This window comes from Kamptonema sp. PCC 6506 (assembly GCF_000180455.1).
Lineage (GTDB): Bacteria > Cyanobacteriota > Cyanobacteriia > Cyanobacteriales > Microcoleaceae > Kamptonema > Kamptonema formosum.
In genome coordinates this window covers 59,536-78,383 of the sequence record NZ_CACA01000310.1, presented here as the reverse complement: position 1 = coordinate 78,383, position 18,848 = coordinate 59,536, and the positions used below count along the sequence as shown (strand labels likewise).

The 18,848-nt window shown below is 43.5% G+C and carries 21 protein-coding genes; 7 read left to right on the top strand and 14 right to left on the bottom strand.

Features of this window, described 5'->3' with window-relative positions; translation table 11 throughout:
- Positions 1-62 precede the first annotated feature (62 nt).
- From ffh to OSCI_RS31030, 4 genes are all read right to left on the bottom strand, one after another.
- On the bottom strand, positions 63-1,514 hold the full coding sequence (gene ffh / locus OSCI_RS19245; protein WP_007356770.1) for a signal recognition particle protein: 1,452 nt from the start codon (positions 1,512-1,514) through the stop codon (positions 63-65).
- A gap of 188 nt (positions 1,515-1,702) precedes the next feature.
- A complete protein-coding gene (locus tag OSCI_RS19240; RefSeq protein WP_007356769.1) occupies positions 1,703-2,485 on the bottom strand; it encodes a calcium-binding protein in 783 nt (260 codons plus the stop codon).
- A gap of 296 nt (positions 2,486-2,781) precedes the next feature.
- Positions 2,782-3,423, bottom strand: a complete 642-nt coding sequence (locus OSCI_RS19235) for a PEP-CTERM sorting domain-containing protein (RefSeq protein WP_007356768.1) — start codon at positions 3,421-3,423, stop codon at positions 2,782-2,784.
- Between the two features lie 262 nt (positions 3,424-3,685).
- A complete protein-coding gene (locus OSCI_RS31030) occupies positions 3,686-4,060 on the bottom strand; it encodes a hypothetical protein (RefSeq protein ID WP_019487361.1) in 375 nt (124 codons plus the stop codon).
- 192 nt (positions 4,061-4,252) lie between these two features.
- On the opposite strand from OSCI_RS31030, the gene OSCI_RS19225 reads away from it, so the two are divergent.
- On the top strand, positions 4,253-4,753 hold the full coding sequence (locus OSCI_RS19225) for a GNAT family N-acetyltransferase (protein WP_007356764.1): 501 nt from the start codon (positions 4,253-4,255) through the stop codon (positions 4,751-4,753).
- A 101-nt stretch (positions 4,754-4,854) separates the two neighbouring features.
- On the opposite strand, the gene OSCI_RS19220 is transcribed toward OSCI_RS19225, so the two are convergent.
- The 4 genes from OSCI_RS19220 to OSCI_RS19205 form a co-directional block, all read right to left on the bottom strand.
- Complete coding sequence (locus OSCI_RS19220) at positions 4,855-6,156, bottom strand: ribonuclease D (protein ID WP_007356763.1); 1,302 nt, start codon at positions 6,154-6,156, stop codon at positions 4,855-4,857.
- Between the two features lie 146 nt (positions 6,157-6,302).
- Positions 6,303-6,656 carry a DUF1257 domain-containing protein gene (locus OSCI_RS19215; RefSeq protein WP_007356762.1) on the bottom strand — a complete coding sequence of 118 codons (354 nt, stop codon included), beginning with the start codon at positions 6,654-6,656 and terminating at the stop codon, positions 6,303-6,305.
- A gap of 136 nt (positions 6,657-6,792) precedes the next feature.
- Entirely contained in the window at positions 6,793-8,313 is a 1,521-nt protein-coding gene (locus tag OSCI_RS19210; RefSeq protein WP_007356760.1) for an AAA family ATPase, read from the bottom strand.
- A gap of 109 nt (positions 8,314-8,422) precedes the next feature.
- Entirely contained in the window at positions 8,423-8,770 is a 348-nt protein-coding gene (locus OSCI_RS19205) for a hypothetical protein (RefSeq protein ID WP_007356759.1), read from the bottom strand.
- Positions 8,771-8,935: 165 nt separating this feature from the next.
- Between OSCI_RS19205 and OSCI_RS19200 the strand changes: the two genes are divergently transcribed.
- Complete coding sequence (locus OSCI_RS19200; RefSeq protein ID WP_234708776.1) at positions 8,936-9,481, top strand: hypothetical protein; 546 nt, start codon at positions 8,936-8,938, stop codon at positions 9,479-9,481.
- 82 nt (positions 9,482-9,563) lie between these two features.
- On the opposite strand, the gene OSCI_RS19195 is transcribed toward OSCI_RS19200, so the two are convergent.
- From OSCI_RS19195 to OSCI_RS19185, 3 genes are all read right to left on the bottom strand, one after another.
- On the bottom strand, positions 9,564-9,863 hold the full coding sequence (locus OSCI_RS19195) for a hypothetical protein (protein WP_007356757.1): 300 nt from the start codon (positions 9,861-9,863) through the stop codon (positions 9,564-9,566).
- 85 nt (positions 9,864-9,948) lie between these two features.
- Positions 9,949-12,630, bottom strand: coding sequence for an FHA domain-containing protein (locus OSCI_RS19190; RefSeq protein WP_007356756.1), 2,682 nt, complete (start codon positions 12,628-12,630; stop codon positions 9,949-9,951).
- A gap of 152 nt (positions 12,631-12,782) precedes the next feature.
- Positions 12,783-14,159, bottom strand: a complete 1,377-nt coding sequence (locus tag OSCI_RS19185) for an AAA family ATPase (RefSeq protein ID WP_007356755.1) — start codon at positions 14,157-14,159, stop codon at positions 12,783-12,785.
- A 426-nt stretch (positions 14,160-14,585) separates the two neighbouring features.
- Between OSCI_RS19185 and OSCI_RS19180 the strand changes: the two genes are divergently transcribed.
- The 3 genes from OSCI_RS19180 to OSCI_RS19170 all read left to right on the top strand — a co-directional run bounded on the left by OSCI_RS19180 (position 14,586) and on the right by OSCI_RS19170 (position 16,167).
- The gene (locus OSCI_RS19180; RefSeq protein WP_234708775.1) at positions 14,586-14,798 is read left to right on the top strand and encodes a hypothetical protein; all 213 of its coding nucleotides are present in this window, start codon (positions 14,586-14,588) and stop codon (positions 14,796-14,798) included.
- 150 nt (positions 14,799-14,948) lie between these two features.
- On the top strand, positions 14,949-15,191 hold the full coding sequence (locus tag OSCI_RS19175; RefSeq protein ID WP_019487359.1) for a hypothetical protein: 243 nt from the start codon (positions 14,949-14,951) through the stop codon (positions 15,189-15,191).
- Positions 15,192-15,321: 130 nt separating this feature from the next.
- Positions 15,322-16,167 (top strand): CFI-box-CTERM domain-containing protein, encoded by an 846-nt coding sequence (locus tag OSCI_RS19170; protein WP_007356752.1) that lies wholly within the window; start codon positions 15,322-15,324, stop codon positions 16,165-16,167.
- A gap of 96 nt (positions 16,168-16,263) precedes the next feature.
- On the opposite strand, the gene OSCI_RS19165 is transcribed toward OSCI_RS19170, so the two are convergent.
- From OSCI_RS19165 to OSCI_RS19155, 3 genes are all read right to left on the bottom strand, one after another.
- The gene (locus OSCI_RS19165) at positions 16,264-16,629 is read right to left on the bottom strand and encodes a hypothetical protein (RefSeq protein WP_007356751.1); all 366 of its coding nucleotides are present in this window, start codon (positions 16,627-16,629) and stop codon (positions 16,264-16,266) included.
- Between the two features lie 550 nt (positions 16,630-17,179).
- Positions 17,180-17,413, bottom strand: coding sequence for a hypothetical protein (locus OSCI_RS19160; RefSeq protein WP_007356750.1), 234 nt, complete (start codon positions 17,411-17,413; stop codon positions 17,180-17,182).
- A 55-nt stretch (positions 17,414-17,468) separates the two neighbouring features.
- Positions 17,469-17,651, bottom strand: a complete 183-nt coding sequence (locus tag OSCI_RS19155; protein WP_007356749.1) for a hypothetical protein — start codon at positions 17,649-17,651, stop codon at positions 17,469-17,471.
- 354 nt (positions 17,652-18,005) lie between these two features.
- On the opposite strand from OSCI_RS19155, the gene rplU reads away from it, so the two are divergent.
- Together rplU and rpmA are read left to right on the top strand one after the other, a co-directional pair.
- A complete protein-coding gene (gene rplU / locus OSCI_RS19150; RefSeq protein ID WP_007356748.1) occupies positions 18,006-18,416 on the top strand; it encodes a 50S ribosomal protein L21 in 411 nt (136 codons plus the stop codon).
- Between the two features lie 28 nt (positions 18,417-18,444).
- A complete protein-coding gene (gene rpmA / locus OSCI_RS19145) occupies positions 18,445-18,735 on the top strand; it encodes a 50S ribosomal protein L27 (RefSeq protein WP_007356747.1) in 291 nt (96 codons plus the stop codon).
- Positions 18,736-18,848: the final 113 nt, after the last annotated feature.

Below are 18,848 nucleotides of genomic sequence, written 5' to 3'. Positions count from 1 at the left end.
CCTGCCCCTCTGCTCCTCTGCTCCTCTGCCCCTCTGCCCCCCTGCCCCTCCCCCCATCTCCCCTAAAGCTGCCCAAAACCCTTTTTCTTCTTCTCTTTTTTCTTCTTCTTAGCGGGAGCACCGCCGCGCCAGCCGGGTTGACCGGGACGGCTACCCATTCCTGGCATACCCGCCATTCCCGGCATTCCTGGCATACCGCCCATGCCCGGAAATCCGCCCCCCTGACCTAATTGCTGCATCATATTTCGCATTTTCTGGAAATCACTCACCAGTTTTGCTACATCCGCCTCAACGAAGCCAGAACCCTTGGCAATTCTGCGGCGACGGGAAGGAGAACTCGAAAGCAGTTCGGGGTTGCGTCTCTCTTCAGTGGTCATGGAGTTAATCATCGCCTCAGTCCGCCGCAGTTGCACTTCTCCCTTCCGCATATCGTCGTCGGACATCTTATTGAGTCCGGGAATCATCTTCAAAATGCCACCGAGAGAACCCATATTCTTCAGCAGGCGCATTTGTTTGAGGAAGTCGGTAAAGTCAAACTTTGCTGTCAGGATTTTTTCCTGCATTTGTTCAGCGTCGGTGATGTCGATTTCCTCTTGGGCCTTTTCTACCAAGGTGAGGACATCGCCCATGCCTAAAATCCGAGATGCCATGCGATCGGGATAAAATGGTTGCAGGGCTTCCACTTTTTCGCCAACGCCGACAAATTTAATCGGTGCGCCAGATATTTGGCGCACGGAAAGGGCCGCGCCGCCGCGACTGTCGCCGTCCATTTTTGTTAAAATCGCGCCGGTGATGCCGATTTGGTCGTGGAATGTGCGCGTCAGGTTGGCAGCTTCCTGACCGGTCATTGCGTCTACGACTAGGAGGGTTTCGTGAGGTTGAATTGTTTCTTTAATCCTCGCTAACTCCGCCATCATGTCTTGGTCGATTTGCAGACGGCCGGCGGTATCAACAATGACTGTATCTACACCAAGTTCTCTGGCGCGATCGATACCTTGACGGGCAATTTCTACGGGGTCAGTATCTTTTCCTAATTCAAACACGGGCACGTCGATTTGTTTGCCCAGCGTGATTAACTGATCGATCGCAGCAGGCCGATAAATATCGGTAGCCACTAATAAAGTGCTGCGGTTTTGCTTGCGAAGTTGCAATGCTAATTTGGCGGAGGCGGTGGTTTTGCCTGTACCTTGCAAACCGGCCATTAAGACAATTGTGGGGGCGCTGTCTGCGATCGCCAGAGGTGAGTTGGTTTCTCCCATCACCCGCACCAGTTCGTCGTAGACGATTTTGATAAACTGTTGGTCAGGCCGGACACCAGAAATTACTTCGGCTCCTTGAGCCTTGACTGCTACTTCTGCGATAAAATCTTTAACTACTTGCAGGTTGACATCTGCCTCTAAGAGGGCGCGGCGGACTTCCCGCAGAGCTTCTTGAATATTGGCATCGGAAATTTTATCCTGACCGCGCAGTTTTTTCCAGGCGGATTCTAAGCGATCGGCAAGTGCGTCAAACATAATTTGTTAGTTGTTAGATGTTATTTGTTAACGGTCTGTGGTTTTTTCATAATTAAGATATTATAGCTGTCGGTGTCCCAATTCGCAAGTAAATCTGTTGGTTCTGGTGGCGATCGCGCTACTATTACTATCTTTGTACCGTCCCCCTCTGGATGGTCAATGATACCGCCCAGAGAGTGGCGTTACTTCTAAGGAAGATAAGCAAATTGAGTGCCATTGATGCCTAACACGGCTTGATTTGCGGTTTCAAATGTATCTATGAGGTCAAAGTTATCAGCATTTAAAACTATGCCGAGAATTTCTCCGGTGCTGTTAATCCGCACTACCATATCATCAAATTCTCCGTCGCTGTCGAAATCAATGCGATCCTCATCATTGAAACGTAAGTCTAGCTGTGTTAGCCCATCAGTAAGTCCAATGCGATCGCCTTCTCTAAACTGAAAATCAGTGATGACATCTACCTGATTAATATTAAATCCAGCTTCATCTCTTCTGAACACAAAAGTATCCGCACCCTCGCCGCCCGTTAGGAGATCGATACCGCGATCGCCTACTAAAAAATCATTCCCGAAGTCGCCGCTTAAGCGGTCATTTCCTTGACCTCCCCGCAATATATCATCCCCAGAACCACCAAAGAGGAAGTCATCGCCAGAGTCGCCTCTAACTACATCGTTGTTGTCGTTTCCATCGAGGCGATCGCTATCTTTCCCACCGAACAATATATCATTACCTCCCGCACCCCCGATAATATCTTCGCCATCATTACCGAATAGGCGCTCGTTAGAGTCAAAAGACCCAGCAATGGTATCATTGCCACTAAGACCCCAAACTCCGCCGGAAAAAGTAAATAAGTTTCCCGATCCCAGTTGAATATCATCCGCTGTAGGATAGGCTAGAAGACGAGGCCCCCCGCCTACAAATACAGGAAATCCAGTCGGATCGTTGATGAGATTATTAATGAATAAAGGCACAATTACTCCTCAGCAGAATGTAGATAGCTGTTTTCTATATTTAAATTTAAAATCAACCAAATGTCAACTTCGCCTCCATCGCATCAGCGGTTAAGGCGGAGTTGATTAGTAAGTATTCTGGAAATTGGCTAATTAAATTGACCTAATTAAACGTAAGCCAGACTTACGCACATCGATACCAGAAGCCAAGTTTATTTGTAGATATCTAATTGAGAATCTTTAGATTTTTTAGAGAAACCCAATTACTCTGCATAAGCCCTGCCAATTTTTCTGCCCCTTCTTTCTTCTACTTCTACTTATCGGCGTTTACGTCGTAAAAAAGCTAAGAAACCGATAAATCCCAATGTCCCAAAAATCTCAGCGGGTTCCGGGATGGGTTCTGGTTCTGAGGTACTTTCACTATACACCACATCGTCTACAGAATAACTTTCGCGATCGTCAGGTGGAAGCCCTTGAGTTCCCGTTGAAAGCTTCACCGTATTAAATGGGGTATCTGTAACTAACCCCCAAAACTCGCCTTCCAAGGTATTAGCAATTTCCCCTACAAAATACTCATCCCCCAGTAGATCCGCAACTGTTACTGCAATACCTGTACCTGGATCTAGTACACCAGCTAAATTGAAATTTCCACCCCAAGCAAATACAGGTTTAGCAAAGTTCCAAGTATTTGTTTGTTCATTAGTTACTTGATCTTCCCAAGCTCCATTATTGATTACTCCTGGGGAATTGACGCTCACTCCTGGGGGCAAATTAGGGCTGTTAAATTCTTCTGTTTGGAAGGGCTGACCGTTCAGAGCATTTTGCCACTCCGTTTTATTCGCGTACAACGTGAAGCTAAAAGCCTCAGCCCTTTCTGGTAAACTTAAAACTGACAAACCGATAAATGCCGAGCCAGCCACAGCCATTGACAGATTTTTGATTGTAGTTGATGTACCCATAACACTGGTTCCTCAAAAAAGGTGAGTATTCACAGTGACTCTCCTGACTCGGTGTCCTTAGCTGGTAGAATAGCTAGGTCTACAAATAGCTATATCCTTACCTGGCTTGTGAGTGTGGGTCAAAGCTTTCCGCCAGGACTCCCGTCTCAGTAAAATCCACATCCTGATATGGGATAATTTTACTTTATTCTCTATTCCATAGTTGAAATTACTTAAAAATTATCGTTTTAGAGGACGATAGTGCGAAAGTGAGTAATATTGCTTACGTAATATTACTGAGGACGGGATTGATACCATGTCCGGTTAAATACTGGTCATTGTTCGCGGTGCTCCGCGCAGTTGCGAGGGTACGGATCTTGCCCGAAGCAATCGCAGGGTGTTGAGATTGCTTCGCTTCCCGCCACGCTTCGCTCGCGGCTTCGGCTTTTCGCAATGACACATCGTAAGTAATTTGCCGGACATAAAATGATCCCTCTTTTGTCACTTCGGGGAGATAATTTTCTGGAACTACTGGTCTTATCCCTGATGAAATGGAGGCTAAGGCTGCTACTGCTGATGAAATTGGTGCTAAGTATGGGAATTTACAATTCTCTAAAGATGAGCAAGAGGGGATGTTTTTTGAAGTGGGAGATTGCATTATTAGCGTGTATGCTAATAATGAGTATTTCACGGTAGGGAAGTAGAAATTAGGGTGGGCATTTTGCCCACCTTAGTTAAATAGGGCTGATTGAAATGAAATCCAAAGCGGAGTCGATGGTAAGAGAGCGTAAACTATTTAGACTGCCCTAATTCTCTCCATCTTTGTTGTTAAGTTCACTCAAAATAAATTATGTTGGAAAGTTTACTAGAAAGCAACGAGTCTATTATTCTCGATCGCGAGGGACGAGAGTATCACCTGAAAGTAGCTGGAGAGGAAGACCAATATTTTATTGCCAAGCTCCTGTACCGTAACAGCGAAGTTGGTAGAATTCAATGCGTTTTTAATCCGCGTGGTGAATTGGTGATAAACGATCTCTTTATTCACAATGATATAATTCATACTCCCCCACACTTATTAGCAGTTCTTTGGAGACTCCTAGTCAAACCCAAGCCAATCGATTATCGTCAAAGAGGGTTGGGAACTCATCTATTACAGTTTGTAATAGCGAGATATCGTCAGCGGGGATTCAAACGGATATACGGTTCTCTAACTCAAGAAGACATCAATAATAATCCGAACCTTGTCAAATGGTACGAGAAGCTTGGATTTCAGATACTTCCACCTTCAGCGGAGAACATTGAAACCGCAGTTTGCGGAATTTCTATGGATTTAGAAGAGAAATCAAGTTAATTAAATCATCTGGAGAGGCGATTACCACAAACTAGCTGATCAATAAACAGCGAGTATAGCGATCGCAGTATTTGGAAGAACAAGGTTAGTAGCGATATTATTTAAAAAGGGATTTCATCATCATCATCCTCATCTTCTTCCACAGCCTTAGCCGTCATCCGCCAAGTATTAATATACTCAATTTGCACATCAATTTGATTAATCGCTTCCCCTAACCGTCTTTTAATATATTCCGTCAAAGTCACCGTAAAATCTAACTCAACTCCCACAGACTGCACCAATCTTGCTAACGCCGCAAAATCCACCTTTAAAATAGAAGAACTCCCTAATTTAAAATGAGGAGTATTCGATTTTTCCTGCACAATCATCGCATTTTTCACTCGCTCTTTCAAATGAGCAACTTCTGAATCTAACAACTTCCACTCAGGCAAAATTTCTCTATGCCTTTCCCCCAATGCAATTAAATCCTCATCTTCTGGTGCTAGCGTAATTTTCTGAGGTGATTTCCGCCGCTGCTGTACAGCAGAAGTTAACCGAAAACTAGAAATTTCCTCAATTTGCAATGAGGGATGAGAGATTAATTTACCTAATTGTTTTTGAACTTCCTTAGTTAGAGTCACTGGAAAATTTAGCTCAATCCCCTGACTTTCTGCCAAATTTGCCAAAGTCATAAAATCAACTTTCATCGTTGTAGAACTAGATAGTTTAAAATAAGAATTATTAGTCACATTTTGTGCCTGCATCCCTGCTTTCATCCGTTCTTTAATCTCAGCAATCTCTGAATCTAGAGGTTTCCACTGCGCCTCTATTTCCTGATATTGCTCTCCCAATAATGTCAAGTTTTCCGTTGCGGAATCAGGGCAATATTCATCAACTATTTCTATTAAATGGCTATGAACTTCAGCTAAATAAACCACATCCATCTTGGCATATTCTAGCTGCTTCTCAGTCAGAGGACGTTTGCCCCAATCGCCTCCCTGTTCTGCTTTATCTACATTGGGAATGCCACAAAGAGCCTCGATTAAAGTTTTAAGTTTGTGATTAGGTAATGGTAAAACATAGTAAGGAATCTTTCTCGCCAATTTTAAAGTGCAAGTAATATTTTGAGCGCGATCGTTCCCCAGAAATCTGATATCATAGCTGGCATTGTGCATCACTTTTTCAATATCAGGATTTGCCATGATTTTGTCAATAAAATCTACCGTCAATTCCGGTTGTTCTAAGACATCTAGCAGAAAAGAAGCATTTCCTGTTAAATCATTAGCATCAGCCAACACCTGAATTAGAGATAGTGTAGGGTTAAATTTATAGTCTGCTACTTCTGTATCAATCCACAAAATTTTAGCTTGAGAAAATTTAGCAATCAGTGCTTTAATATCATTAGCTGCTGTTAAATAAGGCATTTTAGAGATTTTAGCTATTAATCTGATAATTATACAGTTAACAGTTAACAGTTAACAGTTAACAGTTAACCATTAACAAATTACCAATGAAAAAACGGGCTAACCCGTATATGGTTAACCCGCAAGCTTGGGAACGCGCAGATAAATTAGTTTTGCACAACCAGTTTGACGTTGGCATTTTGCAAACCGCGTTGTTTTACTGCTGCCAAAGTTTTGTTCACAGCGTACTTCTGGTTGATAGAATTGATCAACTCAGTTTGGTTGTGCTTTTTGGCAACGCCCCAGAGGTCAGCAATCAGGTCAAAAGAACCGTCGCTGTTGCGAGACCAACCCAAGTCATACTCACCTTCGAGAACTGCAACGATGTCAGAGCGAACGCGCTGGCCATTGTAGCCCCGCACATCAGCTTCAGACTTCACATTGATACCCAGGTCGCGCAGGGAAGCCTTCAGGATTTCGGCATCGGTGATTTTGGTACGGAGTGTGCTAAAGTGTGACATTGGGATTTCCTCCTAATAGAACTGAGAAACAAAAACAACGGTTTGGATTTAACAGTGCCGCTAGGCGGCTTTTTTTGAAACTGCTAGCAAGGGAAGTGCTAGCCTTTGCTCCTGGGAAGAACCAGGAGAAAGCTTTTTAGAACTCCATTCGCTGATATTCAGCGACTGAAGATGCAGCCGGCCGCGCACGCTGTCTGGCCCAGTCACGCAGAGCCGTGACTTGTTCGCTCATGGTTTTTGACAGCGGCATTGTGGATTTAATCGCGGCAATGATATCTAACTGCGTGAACTCTCTATCTTGAGCGAAGGCTTCGTACATTGCTGCAACCAGCGCTTGCTCAATCTCGGCACCTGAGAAGCCATCGGAGACATTGGAAAGTTGTTCTAAATCGAAGCGAGCAATGTCTCGACGACGTTTGGACAGGTGAATCTTAAAAATATCTTGGCGTTCTTCTTTAGTGGGTAAATCCACGAAGAACAGTTCGTCAAAGCGCCCTTTTCTCAGAAATTCCCCAGGTAAGCGTTCTACGCGGTTAGCCGTCGCCATTACAAATACGGGGGATTTTTTCTCCTGCATCCAGGTGAGGAAGGAACCAAATATCCGGCTGGATGTGCCGCCGTCAGAGTCAGCGGAACCGCTGTTACCTGCAAAGGCTTTGTCCAGTTCGTCAATGAAGAGGATGGCTGGAGAGATAGATTCAGCGGTTTTGAGGGCGTTGCGGAGGTTGGCTTCAGAGCGACCCACCATTGAGCCGTCGTAGACTCTACCCATATCTAAGCGTAGCAAGGGTAGCGACCAGAGCCGAGCTGTGGTTTTGGCAATTAAGGATTTACCGCATCCAGGTACGCCCAGAATTAGCATTCCTTTAGGTTGGGGCAAGCCGTACTCTCTGGCCCGCTCTGTAAAAGCGTTGGAACGTTGCCGCAGCCACCGCTTTAGTTCTTCCAAACCGCCTACAGCATCAAGAGTTTCGTCTTCTTCGATAAACTCCAGAATACCGTTGCGTCGGATGAGCTGCTTCTTTTCAGACAGGATGATATCTACTTCTTCTTCTGTCAGGCGACCTGTCGTTACCTGAGCTTTGCGGTAAACTTTTTCGGCTTCGTCCTTGGTCAAACCCAAGGCGGCTTTGAGCAGTTTTTCACGCGCTTCGGTACTGATGCGGCGCGGTTTAGCTTGCTCTAATTGCTTTGACAATACCTGATTTAGTTCCTTCATGTCCGGCAGGGGGAAGTCTAAAACAATTACTTCCTTTTCTAGTTCGATGGGAACTTGCTGCACGGGGGACATGAGAATGATAGTTTTTTGCGTGCCTTTGAAGCTGGCGATCGCATCCCGCAACCACCTAGTAACAGGAGGAGAATCTATAAAAGGATGCAAATCTTTAAATATATAGATGCCAGCATTGCTATTTGGTTCTTTCTGCCGGATCACCCATTCAATCGCTGCCTCTGGCGAGACTGTATTATGCTGAGTGGTGGTGCGGGGTTGACCATACTCTACGATACCGTGAGTTACTGTCCAGACGAATACCCGTCGCTGGGGCTTGGTTTGTGCAATTGTCGCAATTGCCTGCTCAGACCGCTCCTCCTCAGAAGTCATGAGGTAGATCAGAGGATATTGAGCTTGGATTAGAATGTTGATTTCTTCTTGCATATTCCTCGATCCGTTTGAGTCGGTGCCATCATTGCTAAATCTCAATGCCCCCAGCATCTGATTCTGAACGCAACCAGTGCTCGCCACCCTTTCAGGTAGAAGGGAAAGATTAGCAGGGAACTAATTCTTCCTCTCCCGGTTGAGCAGTGCTGCTTGCCGTTTGCACCTGCTTTACTGGAAGCTCCTGTTCACCCACTAGGCTCGGCTGACCTTTTAATGAAACCAGATCTCCTTCTCGGATGACAACTGAACTGGTACATTCGGGACAAGCGTATACCCGATGAGTTTGTCCATAAGATGTCTCTACTTCATCAACCAGTTCTGAGTTGTTTAGGTAGAATACAATTGCTCTTTCGGCAATCGCTGACATCGGTTCGGATTCAACCGCCGCTTTGATTTTGAGTTGGCGGTGGAGTTCGGGTGGTAGGTATAAGGTAACTTTTTGCTTATCTTGCATATGACAGTGAATTGGCTTACCCGGGTATGTATTTAACAATAGCGGCTCTCTTTTTTGATGTCAAGACTCTATGCTGCTTTAGCGGCACTATTGTAATATTTCGTTACATTTGATGGTTGTTGGTGGTTCGTAGTTAGCTGTAAGTGCTTTATGGTAGGCGGTTCTATGCCTTATTACTTAAAAAGATTAGTTTGCGGTGTGGCTCTGGGGGCGGCGCTGTTGGGCTGTAGTTCGCCAGCTACTATCCATTCAGGGAGTTGGCAGACTTATCACAATGCCCGTTATAACTTCGAGTTCCTGTATCCTGATAACTGGTTAGCTGCGGAAGCCCCGGCAAATGGAGATGGTCAAGCATTCAACGATCCGAAAAACCCAGCAGTGGAGATTCGCGGCTGGGCTGGCTATAATGTGCCTGGGGTGACTGGTAAGCAACGAGACAAGCATAATACTGGTAAGCAACGAGACCAGAATAATAATATAGATATAGATAGAGCCAAACCTTTACACCGGAATTTCACTACGGAGCAAGGCTTATCGGGGCAACTTAAGGTGAATTTGGGTTCGCAAGTCAGCTCGATGACGCTGACGCTGGTGGAAGGGGACGTGCGTTACAATTTTCAGGGAAAAGCACCTAGTAAACAATTTGCGGATTATTACAAGTTTTTTTACTACGTTGCTAGTCAATATCGGGTATTACCAGAGCCGAAGTAACTGTTACTCGCCTTAAACCTGAAGAGTACCTATTTAATAAAAGTAACTACTTAACATGAATGATTCGGACTGATTGAGTTAATCAGTCTTGATTATCCTCCAGATTACGCTGATTTAGGAGAATATCAAGCATCCGTCTTGTCTCAATTCTCAAACCCACAATTTCTTCTTGCTGGCGATCCATCCTTTGAAATAACTGTTCCCGTTCTTCCCTTGCCTCTGCTGCCGCATTAGCTAACGCTTGAATAACCCTAGCATTACTCTCTATCAAGCGATTGTTATTCTCTGTCGCGATCGCTATACTATCAACCCGGTTAGTCAGACTTTCTACTGAACTAGCTAGACGATCTAGCCTATCATCATCCCAGCGCTCTGTAGTCATATATTTTTCTGCTGGCGACTTAGTGGTAGAGGATTTTGCAATTAGCAATTACAATTACCAAGTAGCTATTACCTATTACCAAATTTTAAACAATATCCTTGCGTTTCTGCACAAAGAAAATCAGAGCAAACATAATCAGCATTTGCAAGATCAAAATGCCCCAATATAGAGTTACATTCACCTTAAACATTTTACCATATTTGTTGTAAAAATTCTCAATTAATGCTTCTCCACCCTTAATAGTTCCCTCATATTTCCCCTTCCATTCGCTGTAATCTTTTTGCCAAGTGTCAATCTGTGATTTATATTTGTCAACCTTTTGCTCATAGCTATCTAACTCGCGGGGGTCACTCGGCGCTTTACCTGGATCTTCGGGCTTTGGTGGTTCAATCCTATCTATAACAGCATCATATTTGCTCTTGATTCCGGGAAATTGGCATTTCTTAAAAAGGTTTTCACCCAAACATTGACACTGCTGTTTTTTCTCGTCTTGTGTTAATTTATTTCGCTCTTTTTCTGGTAATTCCCAACAGGAATCCTCGGCTACATTTCGCCCTAAACTTGTTAGCGTTACTAAGGATTCAAAAGACCATTTTGTAATTGTCACCTGGTTAACAATGCGGCCCGGTGCTCCCAAGGCATCTATAGATAACATTCCGCCGCCAAAGGTAATTTGGGGAACTAAAAAGATAATTGTTAACAAAGGCGCGATATTCTGATTAGGTGAAATAGCGGAAACTAAAAGCCCCATCATCATGCCGGCAATGGTGGCAAGCACTAATGTTAAGTACATTGCGCCTAAAACTTCATTGCCACCGGGAATATCTACGGCTAGTTTTTTAAATAGTAAGAAAATCCCCGCTTGATACAAAGCTAAAAGTATGCCTACCCAAACTTTTGATAAAATATAGGGAATAATTTGCAGGCCGATCATCCGTTCGCGGAGATAGATATCTATTTCTTTGACAATTTCCCGCATTGTGCCTAAACTGCCGACCATGACAGCAATTAAAGCGGTGACAAATAGCATTGTAATTGCCTGACCTGCATCGCCTTTTTCTACGTCAAATATGCCGCGTTTCCAGGTGACAAAATCCAGCAAGCCTAAAATCGGCGCGATCGCCAGCATCAAAAATAAACCAGCCTTATCCTGAAGCAGGATAGCAATATTGCGCTGCGACAAAATCCCAAATTCCCTTACCGCCGCTACTCGCCTACCTCTATTGGGTGGCTGTTGCTTGGCGGGGCGTTGCTGGGGGGCGGCGGGTGATGGGGTGGGTAATGTCCGCTGGCGATCGCGCACGTATTTTTGATATTGTGGTGAACTGAGATAGCGTTCCTGCCAATATTCCGGCGAGTTTTCGTGTTCGACTTTGCGGTAAATTTCATTGAATTTCTGCACCCCAAAGTATTGAGGCGCTTCGTTTGGCGGCCCGAAGTAAGCGACTTTACCGCCTTTGGCCATAAATACTACTAAGTCGCACAGAATAACGTTCTCAGTCGCATGAGTGATCAGCAAAATTGTGCGACCAGAATCTGCCAGCTTTCGCAATAATTGCATAATCTCGCTTTCTGTGCCGGGGTCGAGTCCTGATGTGGCTTCATCTAGGAAAAATAAGCTAGGTTTGGTGAGGAGTTCTACACCCATTGAAACTCGTTTAAGTTGGCCGCCGCTGAGGGCTTTAACTTGTACGTTTTCACGACCAATTAAGTTTAAATCTTTAATAACTTCGCTAATTCTTTTTTTACGTTCGGCTTTAGTTGTATCAGCAGGCATCCGCAATTTGGCGGCGTAATCAAGCGCTTGATATACTGTTAATTCGGTGTGAATAATGTCTTTTTGGGGGACATAACCGAGGTCGTTGCGGTAGGCGTTGAAATTTTTGTAGAGGTTAACGCCATTAATTAAAACTTCGCCACTGGTAGCGGGCCGAAAACCGTTGAGGGCATCAAGAAGAGTAGATTTACCGCCGCCGCTAACTCCGGCGATAACGATGAATTCGCGGGCGTGAATTGTCAGGGAGATTTCGTCTAAGATTTTGATACCTTTGCCGACGATTTTTGTTAAGTTAACGGCATCAAGGCGCAGGTTGCCTTCTTCGCTATAACCCACAAGAGTTTCGTCGATATTTAAGACAAAGCGGTAGGGGCCGATGCGGATGTTATCGTTGACTTTGAGGATGCGATCGCCCAAAATTTCCTTACCATTGACATAAGTGCCGTTGGTGGAAGTCAAATCTTTAACTACAACTGAACCGTTGCGCCGTTCGATTCGGGCATGAAAGCGCGATACCGTTGGATGGTTGATGGGGATATCGTTTTGGGCATCGCGCCCGATGGTGAAGGCATTTCTCCCCTGCAAGTCTAAGTGGGCGGTAAAGACTGTTTGTTCTCCCATGTTCGCGGCAACTGTAGCTGCTGTTACTTGGTTAGCAGCTACAGGTATTGGGGCAATGTGGGCGGCAATTTTGAAGCGCAATTCGATGCCGCCAATGCGGATTGTATCGCCGTCTGCGAGGGGGTAAGGTGTGTTGGGTTTGACTTGGACGTTGTTAAGGCGGAGGCCATCGGTACTGTTGAGGTCGGCGAGGATGTAGCGATCGCCTTGCCATACTATTTGGGCGTGATGGCGGGAAATCAAGGGCTCGTTCAGGATCAGATGATTGTCAGTAGCGCGGCCTATGGTAATAACATCGCTGTTAAATGAGAATTTCGAGATTGGATCGTTGCCTTTGCGAATTTCAATATAGGCGGGAGATGCGGGCATAGGACTTTTTTTAGCAGTGCCAAGATATTTATCTCATATTTTGGGATGTTTATGTCAAATGTTTTGGTAAAGTTATTTCTGTTTACCATCAAGTTAAGTTACACTGCAATTTAGTCATATATGCGTTAATTATTTCATAATCTGAAGATTACCTATTTAATTATCCGATTTTTAACATATTGTTTCATAACTGGATTGAGACTAAAAAATGTGGTTTTACCCTGTTCTTCTGCCTCCAGAAATAACCGCATTCCCAAGGATTGCATGGCATTTAATAAGTCTGATGTCGATAATTGTACTGTCTTGATAATTTGCGGTAAAGAAACGGGTTCATTTTCCTCAGCCAACTGAATCATTATTGCCATTTCTGGCTGCGTTAGACGCTGGAATTGTTGGTCTAATTGCGATCGCAGAGATTCGCTTAAAATCACGCCGTCGCATTGCAAAAACTCGGAGACGCTTCCACCAAATAAGTCTTGTACGATCGTGGTGGTTAATTCTAGCCAGAGAGGATTGCCTTGATAAGTATTAATCAAAATTTCCCAATCATCATCATCTGATAATTTCTGCTGTTTGAGAATTTCTTTGGCAGCGATTCCTAAGCTACCGAATACTAACGAATGCACGTAGTTATTTACTCTTTCTAATTTAGCAATTTCTCTAGATTTTTCCCAACTAATCAAGATTAAGCAACTGTAGTGACAAACTTCGGCAATTAGTTTAAAAAATAGCTGATAATCTTCATATCCACTTTTATATTGTCCCGCTAGTTGTCCGCTGCTAAAAAGCATCTGTACGTCATCAAGGATAATCAGACAGCGATGCTTGCGGAGGTAGTCGAGAAGTTGGGAAATTTGGGTTTCAATGTTTTGCGGAATGTCTGTTTTTTCAGAGAAGATTTGCAGGAGATTGGTAAGAGTTGTATTAAGGGTGGGGGAAAATTGAAGACTGCGATAAATTACGTAATCAAAGTTAGTTTTGATTTGTTCTATGAGTCGGAGTGCGAGGGTGGTTTTGCCTATTCCGCTGATTCCCAGAAGTGCGATGAGGCGCGATCGATCTTGTAATATCCAGGTTTCGAGGGTGGTGAGTTGGGGAGTGCGATCGTAGAAGTTGAAGATTTCCGGTGCGTCGCCTAAGTCGATGTGGGGTTGAGTTGGGGTTTCTGGTGGGTTTTGAGGAGAGGAGGGCGATCGGGCTTTTTCTGGACAAACATTGACGTTATTAACTGTTACATTATCATTACCGATAGTTTGCGAGTAATTATAAAATCTTGCTCTTTCTAGTTTAGCTCTAACATTTACTTTACTAACTTTTTCTCCTAATACCTCTGATAGTAGCTTCCATAATTCAGCAGCAGCAACCCTAACATAACCTTCAGTACAATCACGGTCTTGCGCTACTTTTGTTGCATATTTTCGACCTTGGAGCACTTCTTTTAAAATAGCCTCTTGCAGGTCGTCTAAGTGCTTCCCTGTTTTGGCAAAGACTCTTTCATCAGCAAATATTAAGACTTCCTTAAGCTCCATATATCGCGTTTGGGGTAACTTTTACTAATTTTAACTTATTTTTTATAACATTTTAGATAACATTATCTAACTTTTTGTAACAGTTAAGTAAGCCATCAGCCAAAGTGGTCATTGTTATGATTTTTTTAGTGAAGGTTGGTTGCACTGGACTCTCGGCTTGTAGATATTTCAGACATTTGGACTCTGGGTGTCTGGGGTAAGTCCCGACCTCTCCGACGGCAAATACTTATATTTTGACAGATTCTGTAAAAAAGTGAGTCTCAGTACACGGAGAACTAAAGAGATCCCAATGCTTTTGAAGACAAAGATGGAAAATCCTGTACGTCATGTGGGGGAACAGGAAAGATAAAGCCAAAAGGTGCCGTTAGAGAGGCAGTATGCCAAAAGTGCCAAGGCAAAGGTTGGACTAGATAATACTGAGTTTAGTTGAATCCTACAAAGATCGAGGGAGTATTTATGGCTAAAAAACAAATGGGTGAAGTTAAAACGCCAACAGGTTCTTCTTACTATTATTATTGGGATGAGGATACTGGCGAAGTCTATGTTGGCAGTGAATCTGCTGGTAAAGCGTCGTCTTCTGATGAAGCTTGGCGTAAAGCAAACTACTACGCTACTACGCTTCAGAAATGGAAGGATTGATTGAGAAAAGTTGCGCTCTCTTGAACCTACTATGCGGTAGTGGAAAGGATGGGAGAAGGTGCAGGGAGCGATCGAAGTTTATCACCCAAATCTAGGTCAAGTCTGACTGATGACTAACAATTTTTGAAATCGAAAAGGAGCTTTTTTTATATGAGTCAAAATCGTATGCCAGATGCTAGCGATCCTTACAAGCTACAAGAGTGGGCAAACCAACAGCGAGAGAATAACAGCGATTCAAGTTCGAGTACAGATGAAAACCTTGTCAAATATGTTGCCAAAGGTGTTGCTAACGAATTTGGCGCTATTGGTGTGGGTGTCGCTAGTGAACTGGGGCGAATTGCTTTAGGAGTTGTTACCCTTGGACTTTCTGAAGAATCAAAATATAAAGATTGATTAACATCAGTAGAGATCGCCAACATTTACAAGAAAGGTTAAAGGTTAGGCGATCGCTCTATCGAATCTACTATTTGCTACAAAGTTACAAGCAATCTGATAAGTATATTAAGGAAAAAATGAGGTAAAAATGGAAAGATTGATCTATCGTATGGTTGAGGAAGCTGAAAAAAACGCTACAAGATATTATGAGAGGGCTGAATACTACGAAAATCAAGGAGATAGTAATCAAGCTCTTGCCAACTATGTAGACTCACTTCGTTATCATGCTGAATACACAGACTATAATGAGAAAGCTTATAAACAAAGATGGATTGACGGAGTTCTAGAAAGTGGAACAGCTAATTCAGGTGATAGTATATACTACGAGATAGAAAATCAGGTTGAATTCTTTTTGAATCTGTCCATACGTCTAGCCTGCATAGTTAATCATTATAATGATGATCGTGACGAACTGAAGAAAGCATACCTTGCAGAGAAACAAAAACTAATATTTGATGCAGTAAGTGTTCATAGAAGAGTTTTTAATGTTAAACAAATAAAACTTTATGATAGCCTGTCAGAGCACGTTAGAGTGACAAGCAATATAATAAACAGAAATAAAGAAGCTCTCGAAAAAATCAAAAAAGTTAGTCCAGAACAAGAGTCGGACGCAACATTTAAAAAAATCAGAGTTGCTTTGCTTAAAATTAGTGAAACAAAAATTCCTCTTGTAGCTTTAGAAGAAAAGCCAGGTTCCTTCATCGCTACAGCAGCTTACTCCACTTCCAAACACCCGGACATAGACACATTCCGCAATTTCCGTGACAAAAAACTTTTAACCAATCCTGTTGGTCAAGGTTTAGTCAGCCTATACTACAATATCAGCCCTAGCATCGCTAACTATGTGAAGAGGCAACCAGTCATCAAGAGCTTTTTAAGACAGCAGTTAGAGCGTTTAGCTGAGTGGATGCGTAGCCAAGGAATGAAAAGTTAGTAGTAGAGTTTTAAAAGGAACTATCTAAGAAGCAGGGAGAAAAACCGATCGCCCTTATCTTCCCCAACTTGCGATCGCCCTTACTTTCTAATTGAATTAAGCAGTAGGATTATCATCTTGATTGCGCTGATTTAAGAGGATATCAAGTATCCGTCTTGTCTCAATCCTCAAACCCTCAATATTCGACTGTTGTCGGTCAATGTTAGCCTGCTGGCGCTCCATCCTTTGAAATAACTGTTCCCGTTCCTCTCTTGCCTCTGCTGCCGCATTTGCTAAAGCTTGAATAACCCTAGCATTACTCTCTATCAAGCGATTATTATTCTCTGTCGAGAGCGCGATACTATCTACCCGATTAGTCAAACTTTCTAACGAGTTAGCTATATTATCTACCCGGTTAGTCAAACCTTCTACTGAGTTAGCTAATCGGTCTAGCCTATCATCATCCCACCGCTCTGTACTCATATATTTTCTCCTTTCCTCTACTTTTTACAATAAGTTCAATTTTAGTTTATGAGCGTACATTTCGCGTAGGTGTAGCCAGCAGTAGGCATCGCTCTCTCATCTTTCCCAAAATGCGTAGGCGTAGGCAGCCGTAGGCATCGCCCCTATCTTTCCCAACGTGCGTAGGCAAAGCGGGCCGCAGGCATCGCCCTAATGTCTAATTGAATTAAGCAGTAGGATTATCCCCCCGATCGTGCTGATTTATCAGAATATCAAGAATGCGACGATTTTCAGTTTGAAGCCCACGAATCTCCTCTTGTTGTTGGACAATAATATCGTTTACCCTGAGTTTGGGTTGTTACCCGATCGCGAACCAATACTGACAATACTTCTAACAGTTGCTCTTGCTATTCAAAAGTGAGATTTTGAGCCTGACTCAGTACCCGCTATAAGTAGACATAGGCTTTATTTTGAGATTTTTGACTCTTGTTGCTATTATATGGCAATTTCTGGTTATAACTTCTGAAATTTTGCTCTCGCGATCGCCCCTAATTTCTGATTGAGTGGATCGCTATTGATTATCCTCCAAATCGCGCTGATTTAATAGAATATCAAGCATCCGTCTTGTCTCAATTCTCAAACCCACAATTTCTTCTTGCTGGCGATCCATCCTTTGAAATAGCTGTTCCCGTTCTTCCCTTGCCTCTGCTGCCACATTCGCTAACGCTTGAATCACACGAGCATTACTCTCTACCATGTTAGCTAATCGATCTAGTCTATCATCATCCCACCGATCTGTACTCATATATCTTTCTCCTTTGCAAATTATTAGAGATGCCTCTTTAATTATGCCAGATGGTCTAAAACTTTGCTACTGCGTTCGCTTCTGCTGCTAAAGCATCCAGTTTCCCGTTAACAATATCTTTTTCTAACTGAACATCCCATCGTTGATAATCCAAATCCAAAAACCACTCTAACAACTCTCCCATCTCCTCTGGTGGAAGTTGCAGAATAGCGTTTTCTATCTGTTCAATAGTCAACATTTGCTTTTCCTAGTTCTTGAGTTTTCATAGTTCATAGCTATTGAAAATTATTAAAGCTACCTGTTCAATGATACCCAACTACTCTGAAATTTTCCAAAGTGCGATCGCTATATGTTCATTATTCACCTATCAACTCATCGTATTCTATCTGCCTACCAATCCCAAACCAGTCCAGGTACTTGACAAAACCCCATCTATAAGCAATAATGGTAGATTGTCTGTCCAAACCCTGCTCGGATCAGGTTGAGACATTCCCAAAGCTGACAAAGCACCGCAAAACAGATTGATTTCAACCTGTAGGCTTCGGCAAAACACTTGTCAGCTACCTGTACGGCAACCCAAATTACAACCAGAATGACTTACGCAATTATTGAAACAGGCGGCAAACAACTGCGAGTAGAGCCCGGCCGCTTCTACGACATCGAACTGCTTCACGTCGAAGCCGAAGCTACAGTCACTATTGACAAAGTATTTCTAGTTCAGCATGGAGACGACGTTCACATCGGTCAGCCATTGGTTGAAGGTGCGACGGTAGAAGGTACTGTCCTCCGGCATTTCCGAGGTCGCAAGGTCATCGTCTATAAGATGCGGCCCAAAAAGAAAACTCGCAAGAAAAAGGGCCACCGCCAAGAAATTACTCGCTTGATGATTGATTCTATCAGTCTTCAAGGATCTGCGATCGCCAAAAAAGAAGATGCGATGGCTACGCCGGCCGAAGGCATCGCACCAACCACCCCAGCAACCGCCGAAACTGCATCAGAATAGAAAATAACAATTTAAAGTTGAGGACATTATGGCCCATAAGAAAGGTACAGGTAGTACACGCAACGGTCGCGACTCTAACTCTCAGCGCTTAGGTGTTAAGCGTTTTGGCGGTCAAGTTGTTAAAGCTGGCAACATTCTAGTCCGTCAACGCGGCACAAAGTTTCACCCCGGTAACAATGTAGGTATCGGCAAAGATGATACTTTGTTCGCCCTCGTTGATGGCGTAGTGACTTTTGAGAGAAAGGGTAAAACCCGCAAGAAAGTCAGTGTTTATGGTTCCCCAGTAGTTGAAGCCGAACCCGTAGCGGTTTCGGCATAGTCAACAGCTAAATTGAGAAAGCCGATTTTTTAAAGGAACCGGGTTTCTCAATTTAGCGAAATGAATCAGCCCTGCTTAAATAAGGAAAGGGCTGTTTCATTTTTCCGAAACCC